Genomic DNA, 18,739 nt, shown 5'->3' with positions numbered 1-18,739 from the left:
GCTGTCTCATAAAGTTAATCTTACGAAATACAGCCTTTTTTAATACTCCTATTTTTTTATCAATGTAACGCTAACTTCAGAATCCTCTAAAGCAACACCATTAATAAAATTCACTCCGTCAAAATGCAAAATATCTCCTGGAACTAAAATATGTTTTTCAGTTTCATTTAAAAATATTTCCATTTTTCCCTTCAAAACTGTGAAAATAATTTCTTCATTTTCATGATTATGTTTAGCAATTTTTTCATCCCTTTTCAAAACTTTTTTTACCAATTTAAAATTTTCCTTGTTAAATAACAATCCTGCTTCATATTTTACATTTCCAAACATTTTTACTCTCCTTCTATTTTTTATTTATTTATTTTTTTCGTTTTATACAAATCTTCCAATAATTCATCATTATTTTTATATTTTTTTATAAGCTCAATTAGATTTCTTATTCCTTCAACTTCAGACATTTCATTTAATTCTCTTCGCAATTTCCATATTTTTTCCAAATTCTGTCTTGGAATTAAAAGCTCCTCACGTCTTGTTCCACTTTTCAGCACATCAATCGCTGGAAATATTCTCAACTGCTCAAGCGTTCTGCTTAAAATGATTTCCATATTTCCTGTACCTTTAAATTCCTCAAAAATCACTTCATCCATTCTACTTCCAGTTTCAACAAGAGCCGTCGCAATAATTGTCAAACTTCCACCATTTTTTATATTTCTCGCAGCTCCTAAAAATCTTTTTGGATAATAAAGTGCATTTGGATCAATCCCTCCTGAGATCAACTTTCCACTTGATGGAATGGTTATATTATATGAACGTGCAAGCCTTGTCAGGCTATCCATAAGAATTAAAATATCTTTCCCACGTTCCACTTGTCTTTTTGCCATTTGAAGCACATTTTCCGTAACTTCCGTATGCACTCTAGGATCCTCATCAAAAGTCGCCGAATAAACTTCCGCATCCTTCACATTTTCCTTAATATCCGTAACTTCCTCAGGCCGTTCATCAATTAGCAGTATCCAGACATCAATTTCTGGATTATATTTTATAATATCATTTGCAAGTGTTGAAAGAAGCACAGTTTTTCCCGCTTTTGGGGGTGCAACTATGAGCCCTCTCTGCCCTTTCCCAATAGGCGAAACAAGGTCTATAATTCTAGATGAAATTTCTCCACCTCCCAAATTTAACTTTTCATCTGGATAAGATGGCACTAAATCATCAAAATACGGACGTTCCAGCGATTTTTCAGGCAAATCCCCATTTACAAGCAAAACCTTCAAAATCCCATAATTTTTCTCTGTTCCAATCGGAATTCTTAATTCCCCAAATACAATATCTTCATTTCTTAAAAAAAACCTCTTTATCTGAGAAATCGACACATACACATCAGGTCCAATTGATGTATTTCTCAAAAATCCATAATTTCCGTCGCCTATTACATCCAGTTTCCCAAATCCATAGGTTTTTCCTCTTTCCTCACCTTTTTTTATCAAAATAGCATTTATAAGTTCAAGTTTTGACATTCCAGAAAAACCTTCAATTTTATATTCCTTTGCCATTTTTTTCAATTTAGTTACATTTTCAGAAAGAATATCTTTTATCATTTTTTCTTCATAATTTAAGTTTTCATCGTCTTTATGTTTTTTTTCTTCCCCTGATTCAGCACTTTCCAAAATTTTATCTGTTTCTATATTTCTTATTCGTCCTCTTCTTAGTTTTGTCGTTTCTGGCTGTTCTTCCAATACTTTTTCATCTTCAATTTTTTTTTCTTTTTTTATCATTTATTCCTCCACCAACTCTCCATATAATGTCCATGTCTTAGCATCATAAATTTTTGTATTCACAAATTTTCCCTTTAGATCCTTTCTATCACTTTTAAATAAAACTATTTTATGCGTAGAACTTCTACCAGTCAACATTTCAGGATTTTTTTTGCTCGGTCCTTCAACTAAAACTTTTACAATTTTCCCTAAATACTTTTGACTTTCTTCCTTTGCCTTCATATTTTGCAATCTCATAAGCTGTTGTAATCTCTCATTTTTTATATGCTCGTCAACTTGCTTTTCCATTGTAGCCGCAGGAGTTCCTGTTCTTTTAGAATACATAAACATAAACGCATTTTCAAATCCAACTTCATTTACAACATCCATCGTATCTTGAAAATCCTCATCAGTTTCTCCTGGAAATCCTACAATAATATCAGTTGTAAGCCCAATATCAGGTACTTTTTGCTTAATTTTCTTAGCAAGTGCAATAAATTCCTCCTTTGTATATCCTCTATTCATTGCATCCAAAATTTTCGTAGATCCTGATTGTAATGGCAAATGTAACATTCTAGCTATTTTAGGATTTCTTGCAATCGTATCAATTACTTCGTCACTAAAGTCCTTTGGATGTGGCGATACATATTTTATCCAGAAATCCCCTTCCACATTTGCACTTTGCTCCAAAAGTTCAGCAAAATTATCTTTTCCATTTGCAAAATCACTTCCATAAGAATTTACATTTTGACCCAAAAACAATATTTCCTTATATCCCTTCTTAGTATACTGCTCGACATCCCTCACGACTTCATTAAGAGGCACAGAACGTTCCATTCCACGCACATAAGGCACAATACAGAAAGTACAGTAATTATTACATCCATAAGTTATCGAAATGGAAGCCACAATATCATCTCCAAAGTCAGCATCCACTCTAGTTGGCAGTTCATCCTCATCTTCTACCATAACAATATGCGTTTCTTCCCCAGCCTCAATTCTTTCTAAAAGATCAGGAATTCTCCCAATATTTTGATTCCCAAGCACCAAGTCAACATAAGGCGTCTTTTTAATAAACTCATCTCTTACTTCCTGAGCCAGGCACCCCGTAACTCCAATAATCATTTTCCCATCTTTTTCTTCTTTAATTCTCTTCAAATCTCCAAGTTTTCCATACACTTTAACAGCTGCACCTTCTCTAACTGTACAAGTATTCAAAAATACTAAATCTGTATTTTCAATATCTTCAGTCATACTGTATCCCATTGTTTGCAACATCTGCTTCATTTTTGCACTTTCATTTACGTTCATCTGACAACCATAAGTTATTATTGTCGCTCTTTTTTCCACTTTTTCCCTCCAAATTTTAATTCTTTTTTACTCTTTTGATTTTTCCTGAATAGCTTTTGAATTGCTGTAAATATGATATATCTTATTACTCAAATAGCGCTTCAATACTATCCAAGTCAAAATCTATATTTTCAAGTTTATTTTCTCTTGTCATAATGGTATCATTTTTATTTTATAATTTCAAGAAATTTTTATTTTTAGTTTTCTTTATCTTTATCACTTAATTTCAATAAATAAAAAACACTCTAAAAATGTAGAGTGTGATTTATTATGAAAAAATTTAATTATATTATTGGTGCCCGAGGCCGGAGTCGAACCGGCACGATATAAAATCGACGGATTTTGAGTCCGTTGCGTCTACCAATTTCACCACTCGGGCTAATTTTTAAATTACCTAATTATTATAATATATTTTTTTAATTTTGTCAACTTATTTTAAAAATTTTTTTGATATTTTTACCAGATTTGAAATTTTTTGATCTTATTTAATATTATTTTCTTTAAAAAATACTAAAAAAAGAGATGAAATAACTTCTTCATCCCTTTTAAATATGAATCTAATTAAAATAAACTATTTAACTTCTAATCCAACGTTTAATCCTGCTCTTAATTCATTGTATTCTCTTGTGTATTTATCAGTGTTATAACGTCCATCGTTAGCATATCCTTTAACAGTTTCTTTATTAACAACTCTGTATTTAACTTCAGGATTTAATGTCAATGTTCCTACTGACAAATCAATTCCTGTTTTATATCCTAATCCAGTCCATACTGAGAAGTTATTTTTGAAACCATGTCTAGCAGTTTGTTTTTCCCATTCATTTTCAGTATTAACTAACCCATAGAATCCTGCTAATTCAGGTGTTTTATAAGTTGCACCAGTTACATAGTCTAAATATACAGTAGATTTAGCATCTTTTCCAGTTTCAGTTAATTTACCGTTTGCATCTCTTAAATGGTTATTTAAAGTAATATAGTAATTTAAATTCCCGGCTCCATTATCAAAAACTTTACCATTAGTTGTTAAATCAAAATTACCACCTACACCACTTGTTTTTCCATTTTTGAAATCATTTCCAGACCATGCATTATCTGCATCTTTTTCTCCTGATTGGTCAAAATATACAAATTGAGCTTTCCCATCAAAATGTTGACCAAAGAAATTAATTCCAAATTCTGGTCCTACATAAATTTCATTTGATGTTCCTCTATGTCCTGCATATCTACCATTACCATTTGTAGATTTATATTTCCATCCCAAATCCCATTTAGCAGTCCAAGCACCTAATTTAATATCTTTATATAATGCAATATCATTTTCCCAAGTTTGAGCTTTATCAACAGTTCCTTTTGTACCTGTTTTAGTTTTGTAATTAAAAGGATTTTCAACTCTATCTTGATCATTTTGAAATTCAAATCTTAATCCTAAATTTCCTTCATCTACTAAACGTAAATCTCCACCAAGAACATTTTTCCATTTAGTTTTTTCTTTGTTTTCTCCTCTAAATCCTGCAATTCCTAATCCATTTCCTGTATTTGATTTTTTATCTGTGTAAGTTTGTCTTAATTCTGAAGAGAAATGAATTTCTTTTAATGTATCTTGTTCTTGATCAGCGATTGCTAAACTAGATACGCTTAAAACTAATGCTAATACTCCTAATACTTTTTTCATTGTTTTTTCCTCCTAAAAATAATTTTAACAAATATATATCTTAACGATTCACAGTTAATTTTACCATAATAATATAAATTTGTAAAGTCTTTTTTAAAATTTAGAAAATAATTTTAAAAATTTATTGAACCACTTTAATTTAATCAAGCAATTACTTAGTAATAGTTTACATTTCGATCTAAAATTCTATTTATTTCCTCTTTACATAAATTTTTTATAAACATAACTAAAAATCTTTATTAACTGATAAACTTAATCTGTATTTAAAATAAATCTTATTATGTAATATAGTATACCTTATTTTTCTTTTAAAAACAATAGCACACGATAATTTTATGAAAATTTATTTAATCGAGTGCTATATAAATTATTTTTTGATTATAAAAATCTTATTTTAATAAAATAACCTTAATTTTAAGAACTCATAACTACTTAGTAATAGTTGCAACTACTCCTGAAGCTACTGTTCTTCCACCTTCTCTTATCGCAAATCTTAATCCTTCTTCCATTGCGATTGGGTGAATTAGTTCCACTGTCATTTCTATGTTGTCTCCAGGCATTACCATTTCTACTCCTTCTGGTAAGTTTACTTCTCCTGTAATGTCAGTCGTTCTGAAGTAGAATTGTGGCTTGTATCCTGTGAAGAATGGTGTATGTCTTCCTCCTTCATCTTTTGTCAATACATATACTTCTGATTTAAATCCTGTATGTGGAGTGATTGTTCCTGGTTTTGCAAGTACTTGCCCTCTTTCCACTTCTTCTTTCTTAGTTCCTCTTAGCAATGCTCCTATATTATCTCCAGCTTGTCCTGAATCCAATAATTTTCTGAACATTTCTACTCCTGTTACTGTAGTTTTTGAAGTTGGCTTGATTCCTACAATTTCTACTTCTTCCCCAACTTTCACTACTCCTCTTTCTACTCTTCCTGTTACTACTGTTCCTCTTCCTGTAATTGTAAATACATCTTCAATTGGCATCAGGAATGGTTGGTCAACTGGTCTTTCTGGTGTCGGAATATATTCATCCACTGCGTCCATTAGTTCTGCAATTGCATCTACCCATTTTTGTTCCCCATTTAATGCTCCTAATGAAGACCCTTTGATTACTGGCACGTCATCTCCTGGGAATCCATATTCGTTCAATAGTTCTCTTACTTCCATTTCTACTAATTCTAATAACTCTTCGTCATCTACCATGTCTACCTTGTTCAAGTATACTACAATGTAAGGAACTCCAACTTGTCTTGCCAGCAAGATGTGTTCTCTTGTTTGAGGCATTGGACCGTCAGCTGCTGATACTACTAAGATAGCTCCATCCATTTGTGCTGCCCCTGTAATCATGTTTTTTACATAGTCAGCATGGCCTGGACAGTCTACGTGAGCGTAGTGTCTTTTTTCTGTTTCATACTCAATGTGAGCTGTGTTAATTGTAATCCCTCTTTCTCTTTCTTCAGGGGCTTGGTCAATGTTTTCGAAGTCAACTTTTTCAGCTAGACCTTTTTCAGATAATACTTTTGAAATTGCTGCTGTTGTTGTTGTCTTACCGTGGTCAACGTGACCTATTGTCCCTATGTTTACGTGTGGTTTGCTTCTCTCAAATTTAGCTTTTGCCATTTTAATTTTTCCTCCATTTTATTTTATTTTTTTGTTTTTTATTAATGTATTTTATAGCATTTTGATTATAGCATATTTAAAAGACAAATGCAAGTATATAAAATTTCCAAAAATATTTTCCCAATTAAATATTTTTTAAAACTGCTTCTGCAATATTTTTAGCTCTTAATCCATAATTTGTAAGCATAGTTTCTCCATCTGCACTTTGTCCAAAAATATCTTGTATTCCATGTCTTATTACTTTTGTTGGATGAACTTCTGATAAGTATTCTGAAACTGCACTACCTAATCCGCCAATTACTGAATGTTCTTCACTTGTTACAATAAATTTACATTCTTTTGCAGCTTTTAAAACTGTTTCTTTATCAAGCGGTTTTATTGTTGAAACATTAATTACTCTTGCTTTTATACCTTTTTCTTCCAATACTTTTGCAGCTTTTAAGGCTTCTGAAACCATAAGTCCTGTTGCTAATATTGCCACATCATTACCTTGTGTCAAAGTTACAGCTTTTCCTATTTCAAATTTATAATTTTCATCAAATAATACTGGAATATTCAATCTTCCAAGTCTTACATAAACAGGTCCTTCATATTCGGCTACTGCAAAGATCATTTTCTCTGTTTCAACTGCATCTGCTGGAGATAATACAACCATTCCTGGAACTGCACGCATTAAAGCCACATCTTCAACTGATTGATGCGAACCTCCATCTTCTCCTAACGAAATTCCTGCGTGAGTCGGACAAATTTTTACATTTAATTGAGTATATGCTACCGAATTTCTAATTTGATCAAAAGCACGTCCTGCTGCAAAATGTGCAAAAGTCGAAGCAAATGCTATTTTACCAGTTGTTGCAATTCCTGCTGCGGTTGCAATCATGTCAGCTTCTGCAATTCCAATGTTTATATGTCTTTCTGGAAATTCCTTTTGGAAATATGCAGTCATTGTCGATTTTGACAAATCAGCTTCCAGTACTACTATATCTTTATTTATTTTCCCCAATTTAACCAGTGTTTCCCCATAAGCCACTCTAGTTGATTTTTTTTCCATTGTTATTATTCTCCTATTTTTAATATTGATATTTGCTTATTTGTAAAAATTTATGAAATCCTATTAATATAGCTTTTCCTGTTTATTTTCTCCTCTTCTTTAAAAAAGGGCAGAATTTCTTTCTGTATAAATAAATAGATATGTTCATCAACTCAATTCTTTTTATTTTTTATAAAGAACTAAGCTGCTTTGCTTCAAAATATTTGTTTTTTCATAATTTTAAATACTATTACTTCCAAGCGAATCTACTTTTTACAACTTTTACTTCTAATTGCTATTCTATTTAAAAATCTGAATTTTAATCTTAGTTCAATTCTTCCATCGCTTTTTTATATTCTTCCTCATTCGGAGCAGCTCCATGGAATCCTGCATTATTTTCCATAAATGAAACGCCTTTGCCTTTTATAGTATTTGCAACGATAACTGTTGGCTTATCTTTAACTGTTCTTGCTGTATTAAGGGCATTTATAATTTCTTCATAATTATGTCCATCAATTTCAATTGCATTCCAATCAAATGCCTCAAATTTTTCTCCAATCGGAGCAACATTCATTACATCCGAAACTTTTCCATCAATTTGTAAATTGTTATAATCAACTATTGCAACTAAATTATCAAGTTTATAGTGTGCAGCAGTCATAACCGCTTCCCAAATTTGCCCTTCCTGCAATTCTCCATCTCCCAAAATTGCATAAACTCTATAATTATTTTTATAAATTTTCGCACTCAAAGCCATTCCATTTGCGGCAGAAAGCCCTTGTCCAAGTGAACCAGTTGACATTTCAACTCCAGACAGTTTTTTCATGTCAGGATGCCCTTGAAGCGGAGAATTCCATTTTCTCAATGTTGGAATAAGATTTTTCCCTTCTTCGCCTAAAAATCCTTTCTCAATTAAAGCTGCATAAAGTGCAGGAGCTGCATGGCCTTTACTAAGCACCAGCCTATCTCTGTTTTCCATTTTTGGATTTTTTGGATCAATATTCATTTCTTTCCAGTAAAGCACAGCCAAAATATCAGCAATTGAAAGCGAACCTCCTGGATGCCCCGATTTCGCTCCATAAACCATTTCAATAATATCTTTCCTCAATATTTTTGCCTTTTTTTGCAAATCTCTTATTTCCATAAAAACCTCCATTTTTTATTTATAAACAATAATAATTAACTAAATTAATCTTCCTTTTTTAAATTATAAAAAAACAATGAAACACCAAACAGAACCAATGCCACAACAAGCGTTATCTTAACCCCCAGTTCAGTTGCACCTTTTACGCCATTTTGAATATTTTGATTTCCAGCAACTAACAAAGTTGACTGAACAACCTGCTGAACTAGAAATGCCAATTTTAAAAACATTCCCTGTATTCCAAACATAAAGCCTTCCAAACTTACTTTTTTTATTTCTGACAGCTTTGCAGAAATTTCACTAAGCATTGCCTGTGGGAAAATAAACGCTGCACCACTTAATCCTGTTCCACAAATTACAAAAAGCAAATATGCAAAAATCGAATTATTTTTATTAATGAACAGCAGTCCAAAGGTACCGATTATTAAAAGCAGCATATCCACAATCAATATTTTCTTATACGAATATTTTTTCCCAAACTTGTTTGTAATTGGAAAAAACAGCCCCGCCATCCCAAATAGCACAACTGATATTACAGTCAAATACTTTATGTCCTTTTGCATTACAGCACTCAAATAATACGTCAAATCCCCACGAAGTATATTAAATCCACAAAAGAAAAAGAAATATCCCAAAAAATACAAAATAATTTCTTTATTCTTCAAATGTGAAATTGATTTCATAAATCCTAGTGATTCAGTCTTAGGGCGATTTTGTGTAAGCTGTTTTTCCTTTAGAAAAAATACGCACGCATAAATTCCCAAAACTGACAATATTGTAATCAAAATTACTGTTTTACGTATTCCAACTTCTGTATTTAGAACTCCATTTATTCTTCCCAATTTTGAAATCAAAATACCAGGCAGAACCATCGCAATACCAGTAAATATAAGCCTAAAAGTCGACTGCATCGTAGATAAGTTAAGTCTTTCCTCCTTATTGGAAGCCAAATCTGGAATTAAGGCATTATACGGTGCTGCAACCAAAGTATAAGCTGTAAAATACAGTCCTCCAACAATTGACAAATAAATAAGTGTTACCAGCTGCGAACTTTTAACTGGATAAAAATACATAATTGTAAGAAGTCCAAGCGGTAATCCTCCAATTAGCATAAATATTGACCTTTTTCCAAAACGTGATTTGGAATTGTCTGATAAAAATCCTACTACAGGATCTGATATTGCATCAATAATCCTCGCAAAAATAAATGCCAGAACTAAATATTGAGGCTTTAGCAACGGAACTAAATTTTTTTCCGTTTCAGGCGGCAAATAATAATACGACAGCCATTGATTATAAATCTGGTCAATCATAAAATATGAAACACCAAGCCCATAAATTATATAACTTTTTTTCGTTAACCTTGAACTCATTAATTTTTTTACCTTTCTGCTTTTAATTTATATTAATTTACCAAAAATTCCTTTACTGCTTTGGCATATTCATCTTTGCAATCAGGATCAGCATAAATTCTAGTGTGTGAACCTTTTTCAAAAACCTTTAATCTAATATGTTCATTTTGTGCCAATTCATTGTATTCTTCCATAAGCATTCCGTAAGTTGTTGCTTTATCATTTTTAGACTGAATTATCAAAGTCGGTATTCTTTTTAGCAAATATGACAATTTTAATTTATCAAGATGACTTCCAACTCTAAAATTAAAAATTCTCACAATAACACTTACAATAAATTTTGGAACACGACGTTTTCTTGCATCTTCCTTAATTCTCTTTCTTATATTTGAAATTGAACTATCCAATATTAATTTTTCAATAATTATCCCTTTTTTTCTAAGTGTCTTTATATACATTTTAGAAGCAATGGCAGACCCCATTCCCCCTTGTGAAAACCCATAAAGCGTAAAATTATTCTTTCCAAACTTTTCATTCAGCATTTCCATAGTATGAAAAATATCCTGCCCAAAGCAATATCCCATCTTAGTTCTAGCTACATCAGACTTCCCAGAATTTCTCAAATCTGGAATAAAAAAATTATACTCCTTATCAAGCCCAATATCCTTAAACATCCCCAAATACTGTAATGCCGCCAATCTATTCACACCACGCCCATGAGAAATAATCATAGTTTTTGCAGCTTCCTTATTTTCAATAAGCCACCCATAAAGCTGAATTTTCCCTGATTTATACTCAATTTCTTTAAAATTATAACCATAATCATAAGGATTTGCCTTATTATTCTCAATATTATACTTCTGTCTTAACTTTTTACTATTATACACCTCTTCAAATGTGATTCTTGGATATTTCTCAATCTGATTAATAAAATACCGTATTGATAAATATGCAATCACAAAGAAAAATATCATAAATAGTACATTAACTATTATTAATAACTCCGTTCCCATAACTCACTCCTATTCTACTTTAATTTTTTAACATTTATAAAAGCATATAAAATCTCTTTAAATAATATCATTTTTTTATTTCCTTACTACTACTGCTTAATTTTTAAAGATTTTACTTTTATAGTTGCCTGTATTTTAATTTTGATTATTCAAATAAATAATTGGATTCAATTTTTCTCTTTTTTCTAAAAATAATTCTTTTAATAGAAATCCATTTTTTTCAATTTTTATTTTTTTAAAAAAATTTTCTTGAATTTTAAAATTTTTTATATTTTCTGAATTTTCCATATTCCCATTATTTTCAGAAAAACTTCCAAATTTTTCAATATCCTTCCAATTTACAAAAATATTTTTTTTCTCAAAATCATTTTTCCCTTCAATATCTTCAAAATTATTATTTTCTCGAATTTTTTTCAAATATTTCTGTCCCTTTTTATCAAATCCTAAAATTCTGACATAATTTATCTCAAAATCCATCATTTCAGCCTTTATGTTTAGCAAAATATTTAAAATAATCCGCTCTACACGCTTATTTGACAAGTTTCTTGATTTCGTATTTTCCAAAAATTCCTTATAATTTTTTGAAATTGCCGCTCCCCTATATATTCTAGCATAAATTTCACAATTAATGTCATATATTTTCATTATTTTTTCTTTTTTTTCAGTCAAAATCTTATATTTTACGATTTTAAAGATTTCTTTCTTTAATTTTTGCCAATTAATTCCATTTTTTATTTTAAATTCTAAATTTTCAAGAATTATTTCAAAAGACTTTTTTGGCACAAATTTCTGAATTTTTTCCAGCTTTTCCAAAATAAGTTTTTTAGATTTTAAATTTTTATCGCCACAAAATTCTTCTAATATTTTTTCCAGTTCATTCCGTAAAAACGAAGCACTGGCAAACTCTTCCCTCTCTTTTTCAACTTTTTCTTCATTATATTCTGAAATTTCCCTTTTTACAATAAACGGCTTTATTTTAAGATTACTTTTTTCAATCTCACGCATATATTCCAAAGCCAAAATATTATTCGATTTCACAATTCTATCCAGTCCATATTCCTTCAATGCCAACCTTTGAGAAGTGCTGTAACTATTGCCCTTTTTCATATACTCCATAAGTTTGTCCTTATAATCCTGACTTTTCTGCAAATCAAGCACCTTTTGCAAAACCTCAATGTTTTCTTCTTCTGCTCCAAAAACCTGAATATCCATTCCCAAATAATCCAAAATTTGTGTCGCCATCTTTGAAAAAATCTCAGCATTTTGAATTGAATAGTAAAGTGGGAGCTCTGTAATTAAATTAACTCCATACTCTAAATTAACCTGAGTTTTCTCCCATTTATCCAAAAACGAAATTTCTCCTCGCTGAACGAAATCTCCACTTATCACAACTGCAATAAAAACATTTTTACCAAATATTTCCTTAATTTTCCGGATTTGATACAAATGACCATTGTGAAACGGATTGTATTCAGCTACAATTCCTATTTTTAACAATTTTTTCTCCTAAAAATTTTTCTTACGTTACACATATTATATCATATATCCACCTAATTTTTATAAGTTTTTTTAATTTCTTTGCAAAATTTCTTGTTTGAATCCTTTTCTTGAATTTTCTTGATGAAAATTATATAATATACTTGATCTCTTTGACCTTAAAATTTGAATAAAATCTTAATTTTAAAGTGATTTCACCAAAAATCTAAAATTTGAAGGAGCACAAAAAATGAAAATACACTTCATATTACACGAAATATTTGAAGTCCCAGGAGCTTATCTTGCTTGGGCAGCACTTTCTGGACATGATGTTACAATGACAAAAGTCTATCAAAATGAGAAACTTCCTGAAAATGCGGATTCATTTGATTTTTTAATAGTAATGGGAGGCCCTCAAAGTCCAATTGGAGATAATAGCGAGTTTCCTTATTTTAATCCAAAAGCTGAAATTGATTTGATTAAAAAGGCTATAAAAGCTGATAAATACATAGTTGGAGTTTGTCTTGGAGCTCAACTTTTAGGAGAAGCTTATGGTGGAACTACAGAAAAAAGCCCTTCTTGCGAAATTGGGAATTTTCCAATTGAACTAACTGAAGCTGGATTGGAAGATGAAAATATTAAACATTTTGGAAAACAAGCTATAACTGGACATTGGCACAGCGATATGCCAGGACTGCCTGACACGGCAGAAATTTTAGCAAAAAGTAAAGGATGCCCACGACAAATTATAAAATACAGCAAAAAGCACTACGGCTTTCAATGCCATCTTGAATTCACAAAAAAAGTGGCAGAATTACTAATTAATTCAGATAAAGATCTTGAGAAGAAAAGCCAAACTTTACCTTATGTCCAATCACCTCAAACAATCCGTGATTACGATTACAATGAAATGAATAATCTTCTTTATGAATTTTTGGACAATCTTACAAAAAGGAATAATCAAATGCAAAAACTTAAAAATTATAAACAAATACTAAATAAAATAAAAAAAGAAAAATATTTTTTATTATATGTTTCTATGAATAACTGCAGTATCTGTCATGCTGATATGCCAAAAGTTGAAAAAATTGTAAATGAAGAAAATTTTCCAGCCTATTATATTGAAGCCACTGAAATTCCTGAAGCTATTGGACAATTAAGTTTATTTTCAGTTCCAGTAGTTATTTTATTTTATGAAGGCAGGGAGATACATAGGCAGGCTAAAATTATTGATTTTAACGAATTAAATTATAGAATGAAGCAAATATGTGAAAACAAGTAAATTAAAAGGGAACCGATTCTAATAAAAATAGAAGTAATTCCCTTAATTTTATTTATCCAATAATTTTAACCCATAAGATCTAAAAATTCCCTCAGCTTTTTCAACTAATTCTCGTGTCGGTGTCGGTGTATCCTTTAACTTATACTCTTTTCCAACCTTTTCCCATTTATACTGCCCCATTTGATGAAACGGCAAAACATCCACTCTTTCCACATTTTTTAACTGTGACACAAACTTTGCCCACTCATGCAAGTCATTTTCATCATCAGAATACCCTGGAACCAGTACATATCTTAGCCAAGTTGGCTTATTAATTTCGTTCAAATATTTTGCAAATTTTAATGTATTGTCAAGTTCTACTGAGGTCAATATTTTATATTTTTCAGGATTTATGTGCTTAATATCTAAAAGTACCATATCCACAAGCTCCAATACTTTTTTCGCCTTTTCATTGAAAATATATCCAGATGTGTCAAGTGCTGTATGAATACCATTTTCACGGCAAAGTTTAAACAATTCCATTAAAAATTCAGGCTGCATCAAAGGCTCACCACCAGATACAGTAACTCCGCCACTTTTTATAAATCCTTTTACTTTTAAAATTTCCTTCATAACTTCCTGTGCTGTCATTATCATCTTTTTATCTTTAATTTCCCAAGTATCTACATTATGGCAATACAAGCATCTCAAAGGACATCCCTGCAAAAACAGCACAAATCTAATTCCCGGTCCATCCTTTGTCCCAAAAGATTCAAATGAATGAATATACCCTTTTATTTCCATATTAATTTTCTCTCTTTCTCTTTCTATTCAATAAATTTGTTCAATAACTTAAATTTTATTTTAAATTTATTGGCTATGTCATCAACATCAAACTTTATTTATTTTATGACAAGAGGAAAATACCTCTTGCTAACACTGAAAATCCATAATAAATCTATTACCAAAAAATGAGAAATAGCATCTAACAAATTTATTATAAATTAAATTTCAAGCCACATAATAGAAAATAATGCCGCATAACTCATATTCTTATGAAACTATGCGACATTTTTCATATTTCTAACAATTTATTAAATTTATTTTAGCAATTAAATTTTTAAATTTTCAAAAACTACATTTTATTTGAAATTGTTCTGTTAATTACATCTAATTGTTGTTCTCTAGTCAATTTAACGAAGTTTACTGCATATCCAGAAACTCTGATTGTCAATTGTGGATAATTTTCAGGATGTTCCATTGCATCTTCTAATAAATCTCTTCCGAATACATTTACATTTAAGTGGTGTCCTGTTTGGTTGAAATATCCGTCCATTAATCCAACTAAGTTAGTTTGTTTTTCATTTGCATTTTTACCTAATGTTTCTGGTGTAATTGCGAATGTATAAGAAATTCCATCATTTGCATCTTCAAACGGAATTTTAGCTACTGAAGCAAGTGAAGCAACAGCTCCTCTTGTATCTCTTCCATGCATAGGGTTTGCTCCTGGACCAAATGGTGCTCCAGCTCTTCTTCCATCAGGTGTATTTCCTGTTTTCTTACCGTATACAACATTTGAAGTAATTGTCAATACTGATTGTGTAGGTATTGCATCTCTATACATTTTGTGAGTTCTCAATTTGTTCATAAATCTTCTTGTAATATCTACTGCAAATTGGTCAGTTGCGTCGTCATTATTTCCAAATGGAACATAGTCTTTTTCATTAATATAGTCAACTGCATCTCCTTCTTCATCTCTTACAACTTTTACTTTACCATATTTAATAGCCGCAAGTGAATCTGCAATAATTGAAAGTCCAGCAATTCCAAATGCTTCTGTTCTTCTAATATTAATGTCGTGCAATGACATTTCTAATGCTTCATAAGAATATTTGTCATGCATATAGTGAATAATATTCAATGCTTTAACATAAGTTGAAGCTAACCAGTCTAACACTTTATCTAATTTTTCCCATACTTCGTCAAATTCTAAGTATTCACCTTTGATTGGTTCAAATTGTCCAACTGGTGTAACTTGAATCTTAGATTTTTCATCTTTACCACCGTTAATTGCGTATAACAATGCTTTTGGCAAGTTTACTCTTGCTCCAAAGAATTGCATTTGATGTCCAATTGTCATTGGAGATACGCAACATGCGATTCCATAGTCATTCCCAAATTGTGGTCTCATAATGTCGTCATTTTCATATTGTACTGATGAAGTATCAATTGACACTTTAGCACAGAATTTTTTCCAAGTTTCAGGCAATTTTTCACTCCATAATACTGTTAAGTTTGGTTCAGGCGAAGTTCCCATGTTATACAATGTGTGTAAAATTCTAAATGAATTTTTTGTAACCATTGATCTTCCGTCTAATCCCATTCCTCCGATTGATTCAGTTACCCAAACTGGATCTCCTGAGAACAATGCATCGTATTCAGGTGTTCTTAAGAATCTAATTATTCTTAATTTCATTACAAAGTGATCCATTATTTCTTGAGCTTCTTTTTCAGTCAAAGTTCCTTCCTGTAAATCTCTTTCCAAGAAAATATCTAAGAATGTAGAAGTTCTTCCAATACTCATTGCAGCTCCATTTTGATCTTTTGTAGCGGCTAAGTATGCAAAATACAACCATTGTACTGCTTCTTTACCGTTAGTAGCTGGTCCCGAAATATCAAATCCATAAGCTTCAGCCATTCTCTTCAATGCTTTTAATGCTTTAACTTGTTCAAAAATTTCTTCTCTAAGTCTAATAACATCTTCTGTCATTTCAGCTGGATCTAAGTTTTTAAATTGTTCTTCTCTATCAGCTATCAGTCTGTCAACTCCGTAAAGTGCAACTCTTCTGTAATCTCCAATAATTCTTCCACGTCCATAAGCATCTGGAAGTCCTGTAATAATTCCTGTGTGTCTTGCTTTTTTGATTTGGTCAGTATAAGCTGAGAAAACTCCGTCATTGTGAGTTTTTCTGTATTTAGTAAAAATTTCTTCAGTTTCAGGATCTAATTCGTATCCAAAAGCATTTAAACTATTTTTTACCATTCTTAATCCACCATTTGGAAAGATTGCTCTTTTTAAAGGTGCATCAGTTTGAAGTCCTACAATTTGTTCCAAATCTTTATCAATGTATCCAGCTCCATAAGCATCTATTTGAGAAGGTATTTTAGTTTCAGCATCATAAATACCTTTTTCTCTTTCTACTTTAAATTTTTCAGAAAGATTTTTCCATAATTTAGTAGTCGCTTCAGTCGGTCCTTCTAAAAAACTGTCATCTCCTAAATATTCTGTGTAGTTTAATCTGATAAATTCTGTAACATCAATGTTGTCTTTCCAATTTCCTTCTTTAAATCCTCTCCATGCGTCCATTACTTAACAACACATCCTTTCAATTTTTAATATTTGTTATCTATTTACTTGTAATCATTATAATATTGAACTTAACTCCACACCTATTATACCCCAAAAATTTCATAAAAGCAAATATATTTTTTAAATTATTGAAAAAATTTTTTACAAAAAAAGTTGCTCAAACGCCGTAAAATAGTGAAAAAAATAATTTATATAATTAAACGCTTAAATTACCTGTAGTTCATTCTTTTACGAAATATTTTCCTATCTTTTTTAAATTCCAAATACTGAAACATCATTGTACGTAAATATATCATTTGCTTCAAAATATTAGTTCTGCTTTGTAAAGTCCCTCTTTCTTTTCCTAATACAAAATTAAAAATGGGAATATCTGAAAAGTTTCTTATTATATTTAAAAATTTTGAATTTGAAATTATCAGTATCTGCTCATAATTTGTATTATTTTTTGTAATAATCTTCTTAAAATTGTTTAAGTGATATATTTCTACTACTTCTACAAAATTAAAAAATTTCATTACTTTGTTAAATGACTTTAAAATCTGATTTTCTTCTACATCAACTAAAACTAATGTCTTTATTTTTGAAGTTTCATCCAAATGAATATACTTTTTCACAAGTTTTTTATTTAACAAATTTTCATTTCCAAAATTTACAGATGTTTCAGCAATACTATAAACCTCTACTTTATCTTCTTTTTTCTTTTTAATTTCCACTTTTTTTATTCCAAATGTCTCTCGACTTTTTTCAACCATTACAGCCTTATTAATTTCACTTAATATTTTTTCAGGTTTTCTTTTCTTTCTATGTAATTTTTTATAAAATAACGTAATAAATTTATAATCCATCTTCAATTTTTCTCTTTTGTAAATTTTCTCCATCATTAAGAAAAATTCTTCAGTTTCAGCAGTTCTTTTTATACAGTATTTAAATTTTATATTTGTATTTCTCATATTCAAAATAAAATATGTCAATATAGAATATTTCTCATACATTGAAATTATATCGGTAGACTGTTCAATATACGAAAAAATAAGTTTCTTCATATATTTAATTCCTTTTAATTCCAAAATTTCCTGTAATATCTTAAAATAAAAATTTTCCTGATATGTACTTTTCCCAATATAAATCTTTTCCATTCTTCTCATCAGTATTTCCATTAAATAATTTTCTCTTAATTCCTTAAGGTCATAATTTTTACTTTCAAATAATTTTTCGATATTCGATATTTTTACATATTCTGAATGCTTTATATTATAAATTTTTAATATCTGCTTTAGATCATTTTGAATATTTTTGGTATTTTGTTCATTTCGTCTGATTTGCTTATTGAATTTATAAATATTCAACTTTTCTTTTCCAAGCAGCAAGATAAGCGTGATAAGTTCTCTCCTGAATGACATTTTCATATTTATGCTTCTATCATCCACTTTGAATAGTTCTTCATAATATTTTCCAAAATAATATAAATAATTTTTACTTTTATGTATTATTCCATTGTTATTTTCACATAAAAAATCATTTATATGTTCAATTGTGTAATCCAATATTTTAAATCCATATTTTTCCTCTAATTTTCTTCTATTAACAATTTTAAAATTTAAAATATCCTTTAATATATCACTTTCATTAAAATCAATTCCCATTGATTGTTTTCTCCTCATAATTCTTAATTAAACTCGCAATATCAATGTTTGCGAATATTTT

General features: G+C 30.1%; 14 protein-coding genes and 1 tRNA gene. 1 reads left to right on the top strand and 14 read right to left on the bottom strand.

The genetic code is table 11. The features are described 5' to 3' along the window. Positions 1-48: 48 nt before the first annotated feature. The 11 genes from F1564_RS01320 to F1564_RS01270 form a co-directional block, all read right to left on the bottom strand. The gene (locus F1564_RS01320; protein ID WP_018450983.1) at positions 49-330 is read right to left on the bottom strand and encodes a cupin domain-containing protein; all 282 of its coding nucleotides are present in this window, start codon (positions 328-330) and stop codon (positions 49-51) included. Between the two features lie 20 nt (positions 331-350). Beyond that, positions 351-1,598, bottom strand: coding sequence for a transcription termination factor Rho (gene rho, locus F1564_RS01315; RefSeq protein WP_149201946.1), 1,248 nt, complete (start codon positions 1,596-1,598; stop codon positions 351-353). Between the two features lie 177 nt (positions 1,599-1,775). After that, entirely contained in the window at positions 1,776-3,104 is a 1,329-nt protein-coding gene (gene miaB, locus F1564_RS01310) for a tRNA (N6-isopentenyl adenosine(37)-C2)-methylthiotransferase MiaB (protein ID WP_018450985.1), read from the bottom strand. 293 nt (positions 3,105-3,397) lie between these two features. Then, positions 3,398-3,483 (bottom strand) — tRNA-Leu (locus F1564_RS01305). A gap of 192 nt (positions 3,484-3,675) precedes the next feature. Continuing rightward, a complete protein-coding gene (locus tag F1564_RS01300; RefSeq protein ID WP_018450986.1) occupies positions 3,676-4,776 on the bottom strand; it encodes a hypothetical protein in 1,101 nt (366 codons plus the stop codon). A gap of 428 nt (positions 4,777-5,204) precedes the next feature. Beyond that, positions 5,205-6,389, bottom strand: a complete 1,185-nt coding sequence (gene tuf / locus F1564_RS01295) for an elongation factor Tu (RefSeq protein ID WP_149201881.1) — start codon at positions 6,387-6,389, stop codon at positions 5,205-5,207. 124 nt (positions 6,390-6,513) lie between these two features. Further along, positions 6,514-7,440: a transketolase family protein gene (locus F1564_RS01290; protein WP_018451360.1), complete on the bottom strand. Its 927-nt coding sequence runs from the start codon at positions 7,438-7,440 to the stop codon at positions 6,514-6,516. A 304-nt stretch (positions 7,441-7,744) separates the two neighbouring features. Continuing rightward, positions 7,745-8,563: a transketolase gene (locus tag F1564_RS01285; protein ID WP_018451359.1), complete on the bottom strand. Its 819-nt coding sequence runs from the start codon at positions 8,561-8,563 to the stop codon at positions 7,745-7,747. Between the two features lie 44 nt (positions 8,564-8,607). Then, on the bottom strand, positions 8,608-9,936 hold the full coding sequence (locus F1564_RS01280; protein WP_018451358.1) for an MFS transporter: 1,329 nt from the start codon (positions 9,934-9,936) through the stop codon (positions 8,608-8,610). 32 nt (positions 9,937-9,968) lie between these two features. Further along, positions 9,969-10,928 carry an alpha/beta hydrolase gene (locus F1564_RS01275; protein ID WP_018451357.1) on the bottom strand — a complete coding sequence of 320 codons (960 nt, stop codon included), beginning with the start codon at positions 10,926-10,928 and terminating at the stop codon, positions 9,969-9,971. Between the two features lie 135 nt (positions 10,929-11,063). Next, positions 11,064-12,425, bottom strand: coding sequence for a tRNA(Met) cytidine acetate ligase (locus tag F1564_RS01270; protein WP_018451356.1), 1,362 nt, complete (start codon positions 12,423-12,425; stop codon positions 11,064-11,066). Positions 12,426-12,654: 229 nt separating this feature from the next. Here F1564_RS01270 and F1564_RS01265 point away from each other — a divergent pair, with 229 nt between their 5' ends. Next, positions 12,655-13,686 carry a glutamine amidotransferase-related protein gene (locus tag F1564_RS01265; RefSeq protein WP_018451355.1) on the top strand — a complete coding sequence of 344 codons (1,032 nt, stop codon included), beginning with the start codon at positions 12,655-12,657 and terminating at the stop codon, positions 13,684-13,686. A 48-nt stretch (positions 13,687-13,734) separates the two neighbouring features. Here F1564_RS01265 and pflA read toward each other — a convergent pair whose 3' ends face one another. From pflA to F1564_RS01250, 3 genes are all read right to left on the bottom strand, one after another. Then, positions 13,735-14,463, bottom strand: coding sequence for a pyruvate formate-lyase-activating protein (gene pflA, locus F1564_RS01260; RefSeq protein WP_026231298.1), 729 nt, complete (start codon positions 14,461-14,463; stop codon positions 13,735-13,737). Between the two features lie 337 nt (positions 14,464-14,800). Continuing rightward, the gene (gene pflB, locus F1564_RS01255) at positions 14,801-17,032 is read right to left on the bottom strand and encodes a formate C-acetyltransferase (protein WP_018451353.1); all 2,232 of its coding nucleotides are present in this window, start codon (positions 17,030-17,032) and stop codon (positions 14,801-14,803) included. A 212-nt stretch (positions 17,033-17,244) separates the two neighbouring features. Next, the gene (locus F1564_RS01250) at positions 17,245-18,678 is read right to left on the bottom strand and encodes a hypothetical protein (protein ID WP_018451352.1); all 1,434 of its coding nucleotides are present in this window, start codon (positions 18,676-18,678) and stop codon (positions 17,245-17,247) included. Between the last annotated feature and the right edge of the window lie 61 nt (positions 18,679-18,739).

It is taken from the genome of Leptotrichia shahii (assembly GCF_008327825.1).
GTDB classification, from domain to species: Bacteria; Fusobacteriota; Fusobacteriia; order Fusobacteriales; family Leptotrichiaceae; genus Leptotrichia; species Leptotrichia shahii.
This window is presented reverse-complemented; position numbering and strand designations above follow the sequence as displayed.